Origin of the sequence: Roseobacter sp. GAI101, from assembly GCF_000156335.1 — a bacterium.
Classification (GTDB): Bacteria; Pseudomonadota; Alphaproteobacteria; order Rhodobacterales; family Rhodobacteraceae; genus Sulfitobacter.
Genome location: NZ_DS999213.1, coordinates 3,617,543 through 3,631,346, shown reverse-complemented (window position 1 = coordinate 3,631,346; position 13,804 = coordinate 3,617,543). Strand labels below are relative to the sequence as shown.

The 13,804-nt window shown below is 57.3% G+C and carries 10 protein-coding genes and 1 pseudogene; 3 read left to right on the top strand and 8 right to left on the bottom strand.

What is annotated here, in order from left to right:
- Nucleotides 1-106 precede the first annotated feature (106 nt).
- The 3 genes from wecB to RGAI101_RS21315 all read right to left on the bottom strand — a co-directional run bounded on the left by wecB (nt 107) and on the right by RGAI101_RS21315 (nt 3,897).
- The gene (gene wecB / locus RGAI101_RS17235; RefSeq protein WP_008229365.1) at nt 107-1,315 is read right to left on the bottom strand and encodes a non-hydrolyzing UDP-N-acetylglucosamine 2-epimerase; all 1,209 of its coding nucleotides are present in this window, start codon (nt 1,313-1,315) and stop codon (nt 107-109) included.
- On the bottom strand, nt 1,315-2,595 hold the full coding sequence (locus tag RGAI101_RS17230) for a hypothetical protein (protein ID WP_008225809.1): 1,281 nt from the start codon (nt 2,593-2,595) through the stop codon (nt 1,315-1,317). The genes wecB and RGAI101_RS17230 overlap by 1 nt, the downstream gene beginning before the upstream one ends.
- 78 nt (nt 2,596-2,673) lie before the next feature.
- On the bottom strand, nt 2,674-3,897 hold the full coding sequence (locus RGAI101_RS21315) for a glycosyltransferase family 4 protein (protein ID WP_050763227.1): 1,224 nt from the start codon (nt 3,895-3,897) through the stop codon (nt 2,674-2,676).
- Between the two features lie 496 nt (nt 3,898-4,393).
- Between RGAI101_RS21315 and RGAI101_RS21310 the strand changes: the two genes are divergently transcribed.
- The 3 genes and pseudogenes from RGAI101_RS21310 to RGAI101_RS17215 all read left to right on the top strand — a co-directional run.
- Entirely contained in the window at nt 4,394-6,847 is a 2,454-nt protein-coding gene (locus RGAI101_RS21310; protein ID WP_050763226.1) for a methyl-accepting chemotaxis protein, read from the top strand.
- A 288-nt stretch (nt 6,848-7,135) separates the two neighbouring features.
- Nucleotides 7,136-7,273: a hypothetical protein gene (locus RGAI101_RS21955; RefSeq protein ID WP_008226600.1), complete on the top strand. Its 138-nt coding sequence runs from the start codon at nt 7,136-7,138 to the stop codon at nt 7,271-7,273.
- Nucleotides 7,269-7,496 (top strand): annotated as a pseudogene (locus RGAI101_RS17215) (IS3 family transposase); the annotation flags it as partial. The gene RGAI101_RS21955 and the pseudogene RGAI101_RS17215, both read left to right, overlap by 5 nt.
- A 667-nt stretch (nt 7,497-8,163) precedes the next feature.
- On the opposite strand, the gene RGAI101_RS17210 reads toward RGAI101_RS17215, so the two are convergent.
- From RGAI101_RS17210 to RGAI101_RS17190, 5 genes are all read right to left on the bottom strand, one after another.
- Nucleotides 8,164-9,687 carry a class I adenylate-forming enzyme family protein gene (locus RGAI101_RS17210; protein ID WP_254655286.1) on the bottom strand — a complete coding sequence of 508 codons (1,524 nt, stop codon included), beginning with the start codon at nt 9,685-9,687 and terminating at the stop codon, nt 8,164-8,166.
- 10 nt (nt 9,688-9,697) lie between these two features.
- Nucleotides 9,698-11,038 (bottom strand): TRAP transporter large permease, encoded by a 1,341-nt coding sequence (locus tag RGAI101_RS17205; RefSeq protein WP_008229042.1) that lies wholly within the window; start codon nt 11,036-11,038, stop codon nt 9,698-9,700.
- A 12-nt stretch (nt 11,039-11,050) separates the two neighbouring features.
- Nucleotides 11,051-11,545: a TRAP transporter small permease gene (locus tag RGAI101_RS17200; RefSeq protein ID WP_008226013.1), complete on the bottom strand. Its 495-nt coding sequence runs from the start codon at nt 11,543-11,545 to the stop codon at nt 11,051-11,053.
- 80 nt (nt 11,546-11,625) lie between these two features.
- Nucleotides 11,626-12,687: a C4-dicarboxylate TRAP transporter substrate-binding protein gene (locus RGAI101_RS17195; protein WP_008228877.1), complete on the bottom strand. Its 1,062-nt coding sequence runs from the start codon at nt 12,685-12,687 to the stop codon at nt 11,626-11,628.
- A 126-nt stretch (nt 12,688-12,813) separates the two neighbouring features.
- Entirely contained in the window at nt 12,814-13,791 is a 978-nt protein-coding gene (locus tag RGAI101_RS17190) for an NAD(P)H-dependent flavin oxidoreductase (RefSeq protein ID WP_008229434.1), read from the bottom strand.
- Between the last annotated feature and the right edge of the window lie 13 nt (nt 13,792-13,804).

Below are 13,804 nucleotides of genomic sequence, written 5' to 3'. Positions count from 1 at the left end.
CCGGTTTTTGTTAAGGAAACTCTTGCAGGGAGCCTGGTCCTGGCGGTTACCGTCCCATCGGGCGCTTTTCGCGGATCGCGCAAGATAGGCTTGGCCGGCGCAGCGATCACCGCGGCACCGCGGGTGCAGGCGCGGCGTCGGCACGCAGGGCAGCGCCACGTCCCTTGCCCATAGGCGGGCGGGTGACAAAGTTATTCACCGCACGTTCATCTTCCGCCAGAGCATCCGCAATGCGCCGTGCCGCGTGGCCGTCCCCATAGACCTTGCGCGCGGCATCAATCTGTCCGCCGACCAAGGACCGGCCGTCGATCAGTGCCGATGCCTCGGCCACGATCTTTTTGGGGTCGGTCCCGACCAGCTTGCAGACCCCGGCCTGCACCGCTTCGGGGCGTTCGGTGACGTCGCGCATGACCAGCACCGGCTTTCCAAGGGCTGTCGCTTCTTCCTGAATGCCGCCGGAATCTGAAATGATGAAGGCTGCCTGCTGCATGAGATGCACGAACGGGACATAGTCCATCGGTTCGATCAGATGAATGTTCTTCAAATCGCCCAACATGGCATTCACCGTATCGCGGACCTTGGGGTTGAGGTGGACGGGATAGACGATCTGGTGCGCCGGATATTTTTGCGAAATTTCCTTGAGGCCAAGACAGATGTTCCGAAAGCCATCGCCAAAGCTTTCGCGCCTGTGGCCCGTCACGAGGATCCAACCAGACCCCTTCGGAATGGTGCCGGTATAGGGCTCCATGTCCGGGGTCTTGTGCTTGAGGACCCAATAAAGCGCATCGATCACCGTATTGCCGGTGACCACGATTTCCTGTGGGGCGACACATTCCCTCAACAGGTTTGCCTCCGAATGGCGTGTCGGTGCAAAATGCAGATCGGCGATCGAGGAAATCAGCTTGCGGTTTACCTCTTCGGGGAACGGTGCGTGTTTATTATAGGTCCGCAGGCCCGCTTCGACGTGACCCACCGGAATTTGCAGGTGAAAGGCCGCCATCGCACCGGCAACGGCAGAGGACGTATCCCCCTGAACCAGCACGACGTCCGGCTTTGTCTTTTCGAACACCGCGCCCAGCCCGCGCATCACCGTCGGCACCAGACCATTCAGCGACTGCCCCGGCTGCATCGCATCCAGATCGAAATCCGGCTGAATGCCGAAAATCCGCAAGACCTGATCAAGCATCTGCCGGTGCTGCCCTGTCGCGCAAACGCTGACGTCGAATTCGGACGGGCGCGCAGCCAGCTCCATATGGACGGGTGCCATCTTGATGGCCTCGGGGCGTGTGCCTACGATCAGCATGACTTTCTTCATCACGTTACTCCTTGGGGGATTGCCGCGCTTTGCGCAGTTGGGATGCTGGACAGCACGGGGTGGAGGGCCGTCAGTTCTCCCATGCTTGCATCCAGAAAATACTTGGCCCCCCAGTTGTTGACGCAGAATGGCAGGTAATCTCCGTCAATCGGGAATGCGGAGGGCAAACCGCCCTGCCATGCCACGTCAGAGAGCGTGCCGCCCAACACCTGCCGCAAGAAGCGCATGAGCTGCCGGGACATGGCGGTATAGGTGCCCTCACCGCTCAGCTGGTCGGCCCGAAAGCCCACGTCAGCAAGCTGCGCAATGGCCGTCAGGGCAGTAAAGGAACAGGACGTGGACATGTCCGGCTGTACGAAAGCGCCAGGGATCTGCCCCGTGCGTTCGATCCCGATGCGTAATGCGTCAAGCGCGGGGCGCACAGCCTCGAGATACCCGCGGTCAGGGGCAAGCGCCGCCGCCTTGAGGTATCCTTCGATGGTGTAGACAAAAGGATGCAGGAACGCGACGCCTGCGCGCACGCCGGGAAATTCGCATCCTTCGATATAACCGTTCTTGCGCAGACGGCCCCGCAGCGCCTTGAGGCATCGGTGCCCGGCGTCACTGAACTGCGGTTGGTTCAGCGTGCTGCCAGCGTCGATCAGGGCATAGGCGACCAGCGCATTGTGGCTGCCGAAATGCTTGAATGCCAGATGGCTGTCCCAAAGACCGTCGTCCCGTTGCGCGGCCATCACAAAACGGGCAAGCCGCTCTGTCGGTTCCGCATAGTATTCGGAGCGGCGGGCCATCGCTGTGAACCCCTGCAGGATTGCCCCGCAATCGAACAATACGATCTGATCGGCACCGTTATCTCCGCTTGGCGGTGTTTCGATATTGCACCGGATACCGCCCGCGTTGCTTTGCCGCGAGACAAGCCAATCGGCGGCCTTGCGGGCCATCAAATCAGCCTCTCGGAACCCCGTGAGGGACCCCAGTTCGATCAAGGTGGGGATGCTGTAACCGGTGGTTTCGGGATATGGTCCGTCGTACCGCCGCTTGCGGGCGTTATAGCTGGCGGGAATGCCCCCGCAGGCCCAGAAGTCCTGCCCGCGCCCAACCCATCCCAGAACCGCCCGTGCCGCCGAAACGATCTCTGGCCGGTCCGCAATGGCGGTGGATGACGGCACCGGCGCGGGCCAGGCCTTGCGTTCCTTGATGGTCTGTCGACAAAGATCCACCCGCCCTGATGAGGCGATCCGGTAAACCGTCCGTGCCAGCGGTACATCCCCAGGTGTTCCCATGCTCTTACGTCTCCCTTTCGATCAGCGTGGCCCAAGTGCCGTCGCCCGTTTTTTGCGTCTCTCGCAGGCCACCACGCATCATTCCGCGACGGGGGCGTTTTGCTGCGTTTCCAAAGGATCGACGGACGGTGCCGCGCCCTGTATGCTTTGACTGTCAAGCGCGCCGATCAGGCTTTGCGCCAGCACGGGCCAGGATGATTTCGCTGCAATGCGCACGCGGCCTTTGCCACCGATTTCCGCGCGCAGGGCCGGATCTTGCGCCAACCGCATCAAGGCTCCGGCAAGCGCGTCGACATTCTGAGGGGGAAACAGAAGCCCGGTCTGGCCGTTCTCGATGACCTCCCGAACGGACGGGCGGTTCGGTGCAACTGTCGGCACACCGGCGGCGGCATATTCGGTCAGTTTCATCGGGTTCCCGTAGTCCAGCGTGTCCGGCAAAACCCCGATATCAAAGCAGGCCAGATGGTCAGGTATGTCCGAAGCGGCGACCCCGCCGACCGAGGTGACGCGGTCCCTGATGCCGATGCGTTCGCTTTGCCGGATCACTGCAGCAAGGTTCGGACCCGTTCCGACAAGGACCAGATGAACGTTCATCGCGGCAGGGATGCGCCCGACCGCATCGACCAGCAGATCAACACGGTGCCAATCCAGAAAAGAGCCGACAAAACCGATGATGCAGCGATCGGCCAAGCCAAGCCGGGCACGTATAGAACGGCCGTCGGCAGCCTTGAACCGGTCTAGGCTGACGCCATTTCGGACGATATGTATCTTGTCGGCCGCGACCCCCTCGCCCACCAAACGATCCCGGACGGAGCGTGAAGTGGCGATCACAACCGCCGCCGCACCGGCCTGAAACAGCAGGATCTTGCGGGCAAGCAAGGGAAGCCCCGCGCCCAGGACATCCTCCTCCGACGTCGGGGAGCAGTCATCAAGCACGAGCGGCAGTCCGGAAATCCGCGCCGCGGTCGCACCCGATGCCGCCCCATTCATCTGGGTTTCGACAATGAGGTCAGCGTCATGTTTCCGGGCTTCTTTCGCAAGACGCCTTCCAAATGCGAGAGAATTACCAAGACGGCTGATGTCGCGCAGGACCAGCGCAAAATGCCGCGGAAGCATCCGGCGCAGAACGCCACGGTATCCGGCGACCATCAGACCGGTCCCGGCCCCCTGCCCCCGCTCGACGACCTTAACATCGTGGCCGGCCAACCGGAGCGCCATGATAAGGTGACGGGCACGCACGATATCGCCTCGGGTGGAACTGAGCGTCTCGCCCCAGACAGGGATACTCCAAATAATTTTCATGTTTTTTTAACAGCCTTTGAATGGGTGCCCGCCCAAGGCAGGAGGCTCTCAAACAGCGCGTGGGACTTGTTTGAACTGGGGGTGCCTCAGCTTCGGACGGGTATCAAAAACCTAGGGAAGTCCGGTATTTGCAGCAATTTCCCCATTCGGGCGTGCCTGATGTCCAATCGGACACTCAAGCGGCCTGAACGTGGCCAGACGCCATATCCTGCATTCGCCCCACGGCGATTGCTGAACGGCAAAGGCATGCCGGTTCATTTCCGGGGGGCCTTGTCGCAGCATGCAGGATCTGGAGGATGGCCCGGCTGGTTCGATTGCTGGCAACTGTCCGGCCCAATAGGAATATCCCGCCGGCCGAGGCTGAAGAGACCTTTCATGCACGGCGCGACGGCACCGACATGTTCGCGTGAAATGAAGCCGTGCCGGTCCATCCATCAAGGTTCACCGAAGCTTAAGGAGTTCGGGTGTAAGAGCATTGAAATTTCGAGGGATATTCATGCTTGCCAATCTTCCTGCAGGTCGCAAGATACTTGCCGCATTCACCGCGTTTCTATTGGTCGTTCTGATTGGATCGACTGTTTTGGTCTGGTCGATCCTGAACGTGTCCACCCAGGGTGTCAGGATCGGTGAACGTCTCGCACCGCTTGTTGATGCCGCAATGGAGATCAAACTCACCGCGACGAATGCACATCTTCTGGTAGAAGAGATCATGGGAGGCGATACTGCGGAATCGATCGATGATCTCTACGCGTTTCTAGATGACTCACAGTTTTATGCCGAAGCTATCTTGAACGGCGGCGTGAACGATGAGGGTACGTTCATCGCGGTGGAAGATCCCCGGGTCCGTGACGCTGTGTCGACAGTTTTGTCCAAACTCGACCTATTTCGTCAAGCGGTCGCTGACAGGTATGCACTGTTGCAGGGTGATCAGGGGGTCGGAAGCGATGCCGACATAGAATTTGATGCTCTTTATGATGATATTTCATCTCAGGTTGCTGGTTTGTCGGCCAGGTATCGGGGATCGGCGGCTGTGCAACAGCTTGCGGGCGATGCACGCTATTCAATGGCTCATGGGCATTTGCTTGTCGAAGAAGCACTTGGCGGGGACACGGGAGAAGAATTTTCCGATGCAATCGCTGCCTTTGAGAACGCAGTAGTCGCGTTGGGGGAAATTCGGCAAGCTGAACCGTCTGCCGCTGCAGAGATCACAGCGCTGGAAACAAAAACAAAAAGGTTTGCTGACCTTGCAAAGGCTCGGTTTGCACTGACGTCCAAGCAGGTCGGGCTTATGGAAAACGCTGATGTTGTGTTTGACGAGACGTTTGCGCAGTTCATCAAAATCGCAGATGAGGCCGAGACGCTGGTTCAGGAAGAGATGCGACTAGGGATCAAGCGCGTCAAGGCAGGCCAAACGGTTGCGTTGGTTGTGGGGGCAGTCACAGCTATCATCCTTTTGACAACGATTTTCGCCTCTTTCGTCTGGCTTGACAGGAGCTTGGGCCAGCGGTTGACTCAGCTTTCAAAAGTCTTGCAGCGCTTGCTTGGCGGGGACCTAGATGTTGAACCGCCAACGTGGCGGAGTACAGATGAAGTCGGCATTTTGCGCGACAGCGTCGATCAGCTTCGAGATGCATTGATGAAACAGGTAAGACTCGAGCGCGTGGCCGAGCAAGAAAAAGCCGAAGCAGACCAACAAAGAAAATCCGCAGAGAGCCAACGGCAAGAGGCAGATGCCGCCCGGCAGGCTGCGGAACGGGAGCGCGAGGAGACGATGGCACGTGCAGCGTCAGCCGACCGCTTTGCGAGAGAGTTTGGTGCCGTGGTCGAGCGCGCATCCGCAGGCAAATTCGACAAACGCATTGAGACAAAATTCCAAGAGCCAAACCTTGATGCGCTTGTGCAAGGCACGAATACCCTGATGTCGGAAGTCGACAAGGGGATTGCCGCGATGGCCAGCGTTATCACCGAATTGGCGAAAGGCGACTTAACCAAGAACATGAATGGCACGTTTGTAGGGGATTTTGCCGACCTCCAGGAGAACGTGAACCAGATGATTGTGTCCCTGACATCCCTGATCGGCAATATCTCGGAAAGCGGCGTCACACTCGCATCATCCTCGGGCGAGCTTCGCGATACCGCAGACGTACTTTCCCGCCAGTCTGAACTGAACGCGGCATCGCTTGAAGAGACATCAGCCGCACTTGAAGAACTCTCGGCGAGCATCAGACAGGTAAGCGAAAACGTATCGGACGCAAGAGATAATGCCAAAGCGGCACGCGATACCGCCCAATCGAGTGAGAAAATTGCGACCGATGCCGCATCCTCCATGGATCGCATTGCTGATGCATCCAAGGAAATCATAAGGGTGGTTGGCGTTATTGATGACATCGCATTCCAGATAAACCTGCTGGCTCTCAACGCTGGCGTCGAAGCCGCCCGTGCCGGCGATGCCGGACGGGGATTCTCAGTTGTTGCGTCAGAGGTTCGGCAGTTGGCGCAACGCGCAGGCGAAGCATCCAAGGAAATTGCAACAGTAATAGCACAAAGCGACGAGGCAGTTTCCGAAGGGGTTACAAAAGTTACCGCCGCGAAATCCTCACTCGAGGCAATTGCCGAAAGGGTTATCAAGATTTCCGAAGGCGTGGACGAAGTTTCGGTCGCGATTTCCCAGCAATCATTGGGCATCCAGGAAATCACGAGTGCAGTTGGCAAGATTGATCAAAGCACACAAAGGCAGGCGGCATCATATCAAGAAGTGACTGCATCAGGCAGCCTGCTGGCAAGTCAGGCCGAGGCGCTGCAACAATCAACGTCCCTTTTCAAAACATCAGCCGAAGTCCAGAATTTTCCACAGAAAGGGCCAGCCAGCAGATCGCAAGACCCAAGACAAAAGGTTGCCGTCGGTGCTGGCGGCAGAATTTCCGACAATAGCGGCTGGGACGAGTTTTGATCAGTTGTAGATTCGGACGTGTCATTGCGTAACCGCATGATCGGCAACGCTTGCCTGCAATTCTGCCTTTGATCCAAGATCGGTGTTTAACGACATTAGCGACGTATCTCAGATTGAGTTCATTATGCGTCGTCAAAAATACGGTATGGAACGCAGGTTTTTTGCCATGGCGAAGACACGCTTGTAATTGTCACGTTGGCAGGTATTTGCGCGGCGAGTGTGACGCAGGTGGCGCAGCGCCATTGACCCGCCCGCGCGGATGTTTCTGACATGTGCATTGGAAGCCTTATGATTGATCCGGGCACTGATGTGCGTGCCTATCTGGCTTGTGGGGGATTGCACGATCTGGAAGGCCCGATGGATCTATCGCGGTTTGATGCCGTTCCTTTGAAAGCGCTGACTGCAACAACGAAGGAAGCTGATTAGGCGACCGAAACAGGTGGACGAATTTCTCAAAGATGCCGTGCGGATAGCTCTGAACAGCGGGCTAGTACATAGACAGGCGGCTGATGATCTTAACATAGGCATGACGGCGATGAACAAGTCGATCACGGTCCATCGGGCCAACGATGTTGTTTCGAAAGAAGGTTTGAGCATCGCCAAAAAGAATGGCCAGCTTCGACGCGAGAACCGCATTCTCAAGGAGAAGTATCCATCTTGGACAAGCGATATTTTCGCTCTGTTTCTTTTGATCGCAGTAGGGCTTTGGCGAGGCCAAGCAGCCTGCGCATGAAAGCGTTGATGGCGGCCTTCTTTTTTTTCCCTACGCCAAAAATTTAATCGTGCTGGGCGTTCAAGTCACAGTTGTGCAGGATCGTGACGAGCGCTGGCATGACGGTGGCGTATCGCAGATTTAGGCGACCACCTTCTATGCCGGCCTTTCCCTGCCATTTCCTGGGGCTTTGCGACATAGGAGCAAGACCCGCCAGCCTTGCGCCTAAGTCGCTGTCGAGAGCGCCAATCTTGGACAGAGCCAAGTGATCCCCCCGAGATCAGCAGCACAAGTCCACGCACGCTGGTGTCCACTGCCCCATGGCCCGGCGGCTGCGCGCCCAAGCGATACCTGGCCCAACGTGAAGGGATGCCGAGAATGGCCAGAACATCTCTTATTTATCACTGCACAATTTGACCGGAGGGACTCAGCTCCGCGCAGATCGTCAACGACATCCAACACACCACTATTCAGGAGCGTTCACGGCACTGTCCGGGCTGCACCGGAAACCGTCACTTCCGGCCGCCGAAACAGTTGTCCTGGTCCCCGAAAATACCGCAACTGGCTTGTCGGAAATCGAACACTCTTTTGGCGAGCCCTTGTATCAGTCGGGCCAATAGGGCCCGCGCAAATCCTTCTTTAAGATTTTGCCGATTTCGCTCCGCGGGAGATCGTCCAGCAAAATGATGTTGGACAAGCGTTGCGTCTTGCCCAGCTTTGCGTTGGCGAACTCAAGCACCTGTTGGGCGTCCGCAGTTGCCCCCGCGCGCAGCACGACAAAGCCAAGCGGTGTTTCGCCCCAGGCATCGCTGGGGATGGCAATGACAGCTGCATCGGCCACATCCCCATGCTGGCGCAGAACGGCTTCAAGGTCGGCGGCATAGATGTTGAAGCCCCCAGAGATGAACATGTCTTTCTTGCGGTCCATCAGATGCACGAACCCGTCTTCATCAATCCGCCCCATGTCTCCGGACCGGATGAATTGATTGCCGTTCTCGTCGGTCCAAAGCAGTTCCAGGGTTTTTTCCGGCGCGTTATGATAGTTCCGCATCATCGAGGCCGACCGACCGATCAATTCGCCAAAGGCACCTTTGGGCAATTCCTTGCCCTGATCGTCGATCACCCGCATGTCCACGCCCTCTCCCAGACGGCCGACCGTGTCCCACTTTTCGGGGAATGCTTCGCAATTCAGCGCGGTGGAAATGCCGCCTTCGGTCATACCGTACACCTCGATCAGGTTACCGGGCCAGCGTTCCATTACCTGTCCGATCAACGTGCCGGGCAACGGGGCCGAGGTCGAGAATTTGCACCGGTAGCTTGTCAGATCATAGTCGTTGAACGTTGGCTCGGCCATCAGGCGCATCAGCTGCACCGGCACCAGAACCGCGTGGGTCGGCTTTAGATCTGCGCTGAGCTTCAGAAACTCTGCGGCGTTGAACTTTGGCATCACGATCACCGTCGCCCCCAAAGACAGCGTCGGCAGCATCCCGAAAAGCGTTGTATTGGAATAGATCGGGGTTGAGATCACCAGACGGTCAGCTTCAGTCAGACCGAAATTGGTAATTCTGTTCAGCTGGCGCGACCGAAAGCGGTGGTCATGAATGATCCCCTTGGGTGTCCCCGTAGTGCCTGAGGAATAGATGATGTTGAACAGATCATCCGGGTTTACTTGCGCCGGGCCGGCAGGGGCCGCGTCGGCCGCCCATGCCATCAATCTGTCCAGATCAACGATCTGTTTCACAGACAGACCGCGCCCCGTATCGGCATGCGCCGATGACACAAAGAGCAGCTCCGCGTTGCTATCGGCCATCATCAGGGCCAGCGCTTCGGGCGTGGCGGAAAACGGCAGCGGCACGATACAGGCACCGCTGGCGACCACAGCGCAATAAAGCACAACATGCTCGACCGAGTTTTCAGACAGCGACGCAACAGTATCGCCCTGCCCCACGCCTTGGGCCCTAAGTTTTCCGGTGACCTGCGCCACTATCGCCCCGAATTCGGCCCAGCTGATGGTCCGGTCCTCAACGATCAAAGCGGGTTTTTGACCATGTTTTGCAGCGTTGTCCTGAAGGGCGGCTCCAAAATTCAGGAACTTTTCACGGTCAACGACGGGTGGATTGAAATACATCATGATGTCCTCAGTTCATCGACATGGGAAGGATAAGAGAGATGGCCGGGATCGCCACCAAAAGCGCCAGAACGACAATATCGATTGCCAGAAACCGCCACAGTCCCGCGAAAATCTCGCCGATCTCGACTTTTCCTTCCAATACGCTTGCCAGCACAAAGACGTTCAGCCCGACCGGAGGTGTAATCAACCCGATCTCAAGCAGCTTGACGATCACCACCCCGAACCAGATCAGGTTCATGTCATAGCTTTCGACCATCGGGATCATCAAAGGCAAAGTCAGCACCATGATCCCGACAGGATCAAGGAACATCCCCAGCACAAGATAGATCAGGCAAACAAGTGCGATGAACATCCAGGGTCCGATGCTTGAATCCCCCAGAGCCGAGACAAGGCTGTTGGACAATCCGGTCAAGGCGATCAACGAAACGAAAATTTTCGCACAGGCGGCAATAAAGAAGATCGCGCCAGTGGTGGCCATCGTCTCGCGCAGCATCGGTACGATGTCCTTTACCTTGATAAAGCCCCGCACGAGGCCAAGAAGCGTGGCGAACAGCAGCGACAGGGCAGCGGCCTCGGTTGCGGTAAAGACGCCGCCATAGATACCGCCGATGACGACTGTGAACAGGAATACTGCCGGCCATGACCGCAGACCGGCATGGATTTTTTCTTTCATCGTAAAGACCTGATCAGGGACCGGTGCGATCTCGGGCGAGCGGCGCACCCAAAGCACAATCACCAAGCCATAGCCAAACATCGAAAGCACGCCGGGCAGGAAGCCCGCCATAAACAACTCACTGATCGAGCTTTCCGTGAAGATGCCGTAGATGATGAACAGGACCGACGGCGGGATCAGCGACCCCAGCGTGCCGCCAGCCGCCACAGATGCGGTGGCAAGACGCGGGTCATAGTTCAGCTTCAGCATTTCGGGTGTGCAGATCCGCCCCATGGTGGAAGCGCATGCAATGGACGATCCCGAAATAGCCGAGAACCCGCCGCAGCCTGCGACAGACGCAATCGCGACCCCGCCGGGCAAACGCACCAGCCAGACACGCGCGGCCTCGTAAATCTCGGTTGTGATGCCCGCTTTGTACGCCACATGACCCAGTGCGATGAACAAGGGGATCATCGACAGGTCATAGCTGTGGACCAGATCGAAACTGGACGAAAACGCGAGCGACAAGGTGGTCCACATCGCGCGCTCTGGCATGAAAGTGCCGGTCCGCGTTGCGAATACGATAAATATTGCCACGACGGCGACGCCGCCAATGGCATAGGCAATGGGAATGCGTATTGCCAAAAGGAGAAGCACAATCGCACACGCGATATAGCCGATGGTTGCCGGATCCATAATGGTAGTTCCTTAAAGTTCTGCCGGTGCCGGCGTACCCGTCACTGCGGCTTTGAGATCGACCCAGAGCACGTGGATCAATCGCAACCAGAATGCGCCAATCGCCAGTACGAACAGGGCGCGGCTTGGCCATTTCGGAAGCAAAAGCTCTCCGCCGTAATGCGTACCGCTCGAGAAGTTCTTGGCCAGTTCGAACCAGCCGGCAGTCAGAAGAATTGTCACGATGATCAGACCGATGACGGTGGCCAGCACGGCAATCCAGCGGTTGACCCCGTCCGGGAAGTGATTGGCGATGAATTCAACGGCGACATGCGCGCGTTTCGCGGTGGCTGCGGCCAGCGGAAATAGGATCGCAGGCACCATCAACTCGCGGACCATGATGATGCTGTCAGGGATTCCGACCATCAAAAATTCGCGGGCGATAATGTTGGCTGTAATAAGCAAGCAAAGCAGCACCACGGCCACCGCTGCAAGCGTATCGAGCGTAAACTCAAGACGTTTCAACATGATGTTCTCCAGTGGAGTTTGGACAAACGCTGCCCTGCCCCTGAAAGGACAGGGCAATCGTCACGCGATCGCGTAAACGATCACTTGCGGTTCCAAGGCAGGCCTTCGGTCTGCATGACCGCTGTCCACTTGTCCATCAGCCCGTAAAGTTCGGCCAACAACGCCTCACCATCTGTGCCGACTGCGGCGGCGTCAGCGCGCCAGTTGTCGAACATCGGCGCACCGGCCACATCCATCGCATCATAGTCGGCATCCGACAGCTTTACGAATTCAACGGCATCGTCGCCCGCTGACAGAACCTCGAGCGCCTTTGCATCGGCCTGTTCCAGCTTTTCGCCATAGAAATTCATCATGTCAGGCCCGATCCCCAGGATCGCTTCCTGCTGTTCGGGCGTCAGGCGCTCGAACGTGTCCTTGTTGATGACGGTACCCAAGCTGGTAATCGTCGAATACCGCAGTTCTGTCATGGTATCGATTTCTTCGCTTAGCTTCGATGCGACAGCGTAATACGCATAGGTAACCGAGCAATCGACAAGGCCGGTTTCCATGGATTGATAGACGTCATAAATTGGCATGCTCACCATATTGCCACCAAGCGCGGCAAGCACGTCACCGGAAGAACCGGTATGGGCAATCTTGGCCCCCTTGATATCTTCGATCGACCGGATGCCGTCGCCGCGACAGGCCAGAATGGCCGGTGACAAGGAAAACGGCGCAAGATAGACAAGGTTCATTTCGTCAAGGCGCTCTTGGATGCGTTCATTGGTCGTGAACAATTCATAGACCGCCTGCATCATGACCCAGGGATGACCGGGTTTGTTCAAAAGCAGACCCGCCATTTGAATTTCAGGGAATTCCGACGCGACATAGGCCCCGATCAGCACGCCCATATCCGCCACACCAACCGAAATCGACTGCAAAGCTGCATCGGTCTTGAACAGGGCTCCCCCCCAGTTCTGTTCGACCTTCACTTCGCCGTTCGTGCGTTCCGCGATCTGATCTGCAATGTAATTCACAGCCTCGGCGCGCACGCCGCGGTTCGGACCAGGTTCGTTCGCGATCAGCGTCGTTTCTGCATGGGCCGCCATGGCCAAAACCGAAACGGATGCAGCCATCACGGCCCCTAGAATAGATTTCTTCATAGTCTCTCCTCCCTTATATTGCGGGTATGATTTCACCCGACTTGCATTACATATTAAATAGCATGATAACTATTATCTAGCAATCTATTTGTTCGGACGCCTCCCAGCAAAGCCCGTCAAATAGTGTCAGTAACTGCTAAGCGATTTGTCCAACCGCTGGCGTGCCGCATCGAATTCACGCTTTAGCCGTGCGACCGTTTCCGAAGTTGGCACCACATCCGAAACCGCACCAATGCCCTGACCTGATCCCCAGATCTCTTTCCAGCTTTTGGGTTTCTCGCGATCTTCGGCAAAGTTCATTTTGGACGGGTCAGACTGTTCCAACGCGTCCGGATCCATCCCCGCCGCCGCAATTGACGGTTTCAGATAGTTGCCCCAAACGCCGGTAAACAGGTTTGAATAGACAATGTCGTCGGCACCGCTATCCGCGATCATCCGTTTGTACCCCTCAGCCGCATTCGCCTCATCCGTGGCGATAAAGGCCGAACCTGCATAGCCGCCGTCCGCCCCCATCGCGAGCGCTGCCAGAATGGAATCACCCCGCGCAATCGCACCGGACAGAAACAAGGGGCCATCGAACCAGCTGCGGATTTCCTGAACCAACGCAAAAGGCGACAGCGCTCCGGCATGGCCACCGGCACCGGCAGCCACTGCGACCAGACCGTCAGCACCTTTTTCGATGGCTTTACGGGCAAAGCGGTTGTTGATCACATCGTGCAACACGACACCACCAGCGGAATGTGCGGCTTCGTTCACCTCGACCCGCGCCCCAAGCGAGGTGATCCAAACCGGCACTTCGTGCTTTACGCAAATCTCGATGTCTCGATCGAGCCTGCTGTTGGACTTATGAACGATCTGGTTCACTGCATAAGGTGCGGCAGGGGAATCCGGGTTCTCCTGGTTGTGACGGTCCAGCGCCTCTTTGATCTGCGTCAGCCAGGCATCCAGGCTGTGCCCGTCCTTTTCACGCGCATTCAGCGCAGGAAAAGATCCGACAATTCCGGCCTTGCATTGCGCGATCACAAGATCGGGGTTCGAGATGATGAACAAGGGGCTCGCAATCAGCGGCAGCCGCAGGTTTTGTAAAATTGCAGGCAAGGTCATGAGGTTTCTCCCT

Bases quoted from the DNA above. Each gene is read 5' to 3' on its own strand.
- wecB (WP_008229365.1), bottom strand. From the start codon at position 1,315: ATGAAGAAAGTCATGCTGATCGTAGGCACACGCCCCGAGGCCATCAAG.
- RGAI101_RS17230 (WP_008225809.1), bottom strand. From the start codon at position 2,595: ATGGGAACACCTGGGGATGTACCGCTGGCACGGACGGTTTACCGGATC.
- RGAI101_RS21315 (WP_050763227.1), bottom strand. From the start codon at position 3,897: ATGAAAATTATTTGGAGTATCCCTGTCTGGGGCGAGACGCTCAGTTCC.
- RGAI101_RS21310 (WP_050763226.1), top strand. From the start codon at position 4,394: ATGCTTGCCAATCTTCCTGCAGGTCGCAAGATACTTGCCGCATTCACC.
- RGAI101_RS21955 (WP_008226600.1), top strand. From the start codon at position 7,136: ATGATTGATCCGGGCACTGATGTGCGTGCCTATCTGGCTTGTGGGGGA.
- RGAI101_RS17210 (WP_254655286.1), bottom strand. From the start codon at position 9,687: ATGTATTTCAATCCACCCGTCGTTGACCGTGAAAAGTTCCTGAATTTT.
- RGAI101_RS17205 (WP_008229042.1), bottom strand. From the start codon at position 11,038: ATGGATCCGGCAACCATCGGCTATATCGCGTGTGCGATTGTGCTTCTC.
- RGAI101_RS17200 (WP_008226013.1), bottom strand. From the start codon at position 11,545: ATGTTGAAACGTCTTGAGTTTACGCTCGATACGCTTGCAGCGGTGGCC.
- RGAI101_RS17195 (WP_008228877.1), bottom strand. From the start codon at position 12,687: ATGAAGAAATCTATTCTAGGGGCCGTGATGGCTGCATCCGTTTCGGTT.
- RGAI101_RS17190 (WP_008229434.1), bottom strand. From the start codon at position 13,791: ATGACCTTGCCTGCAATTTTACAAAACCTGCGGCTGCCGCTGATTGCG.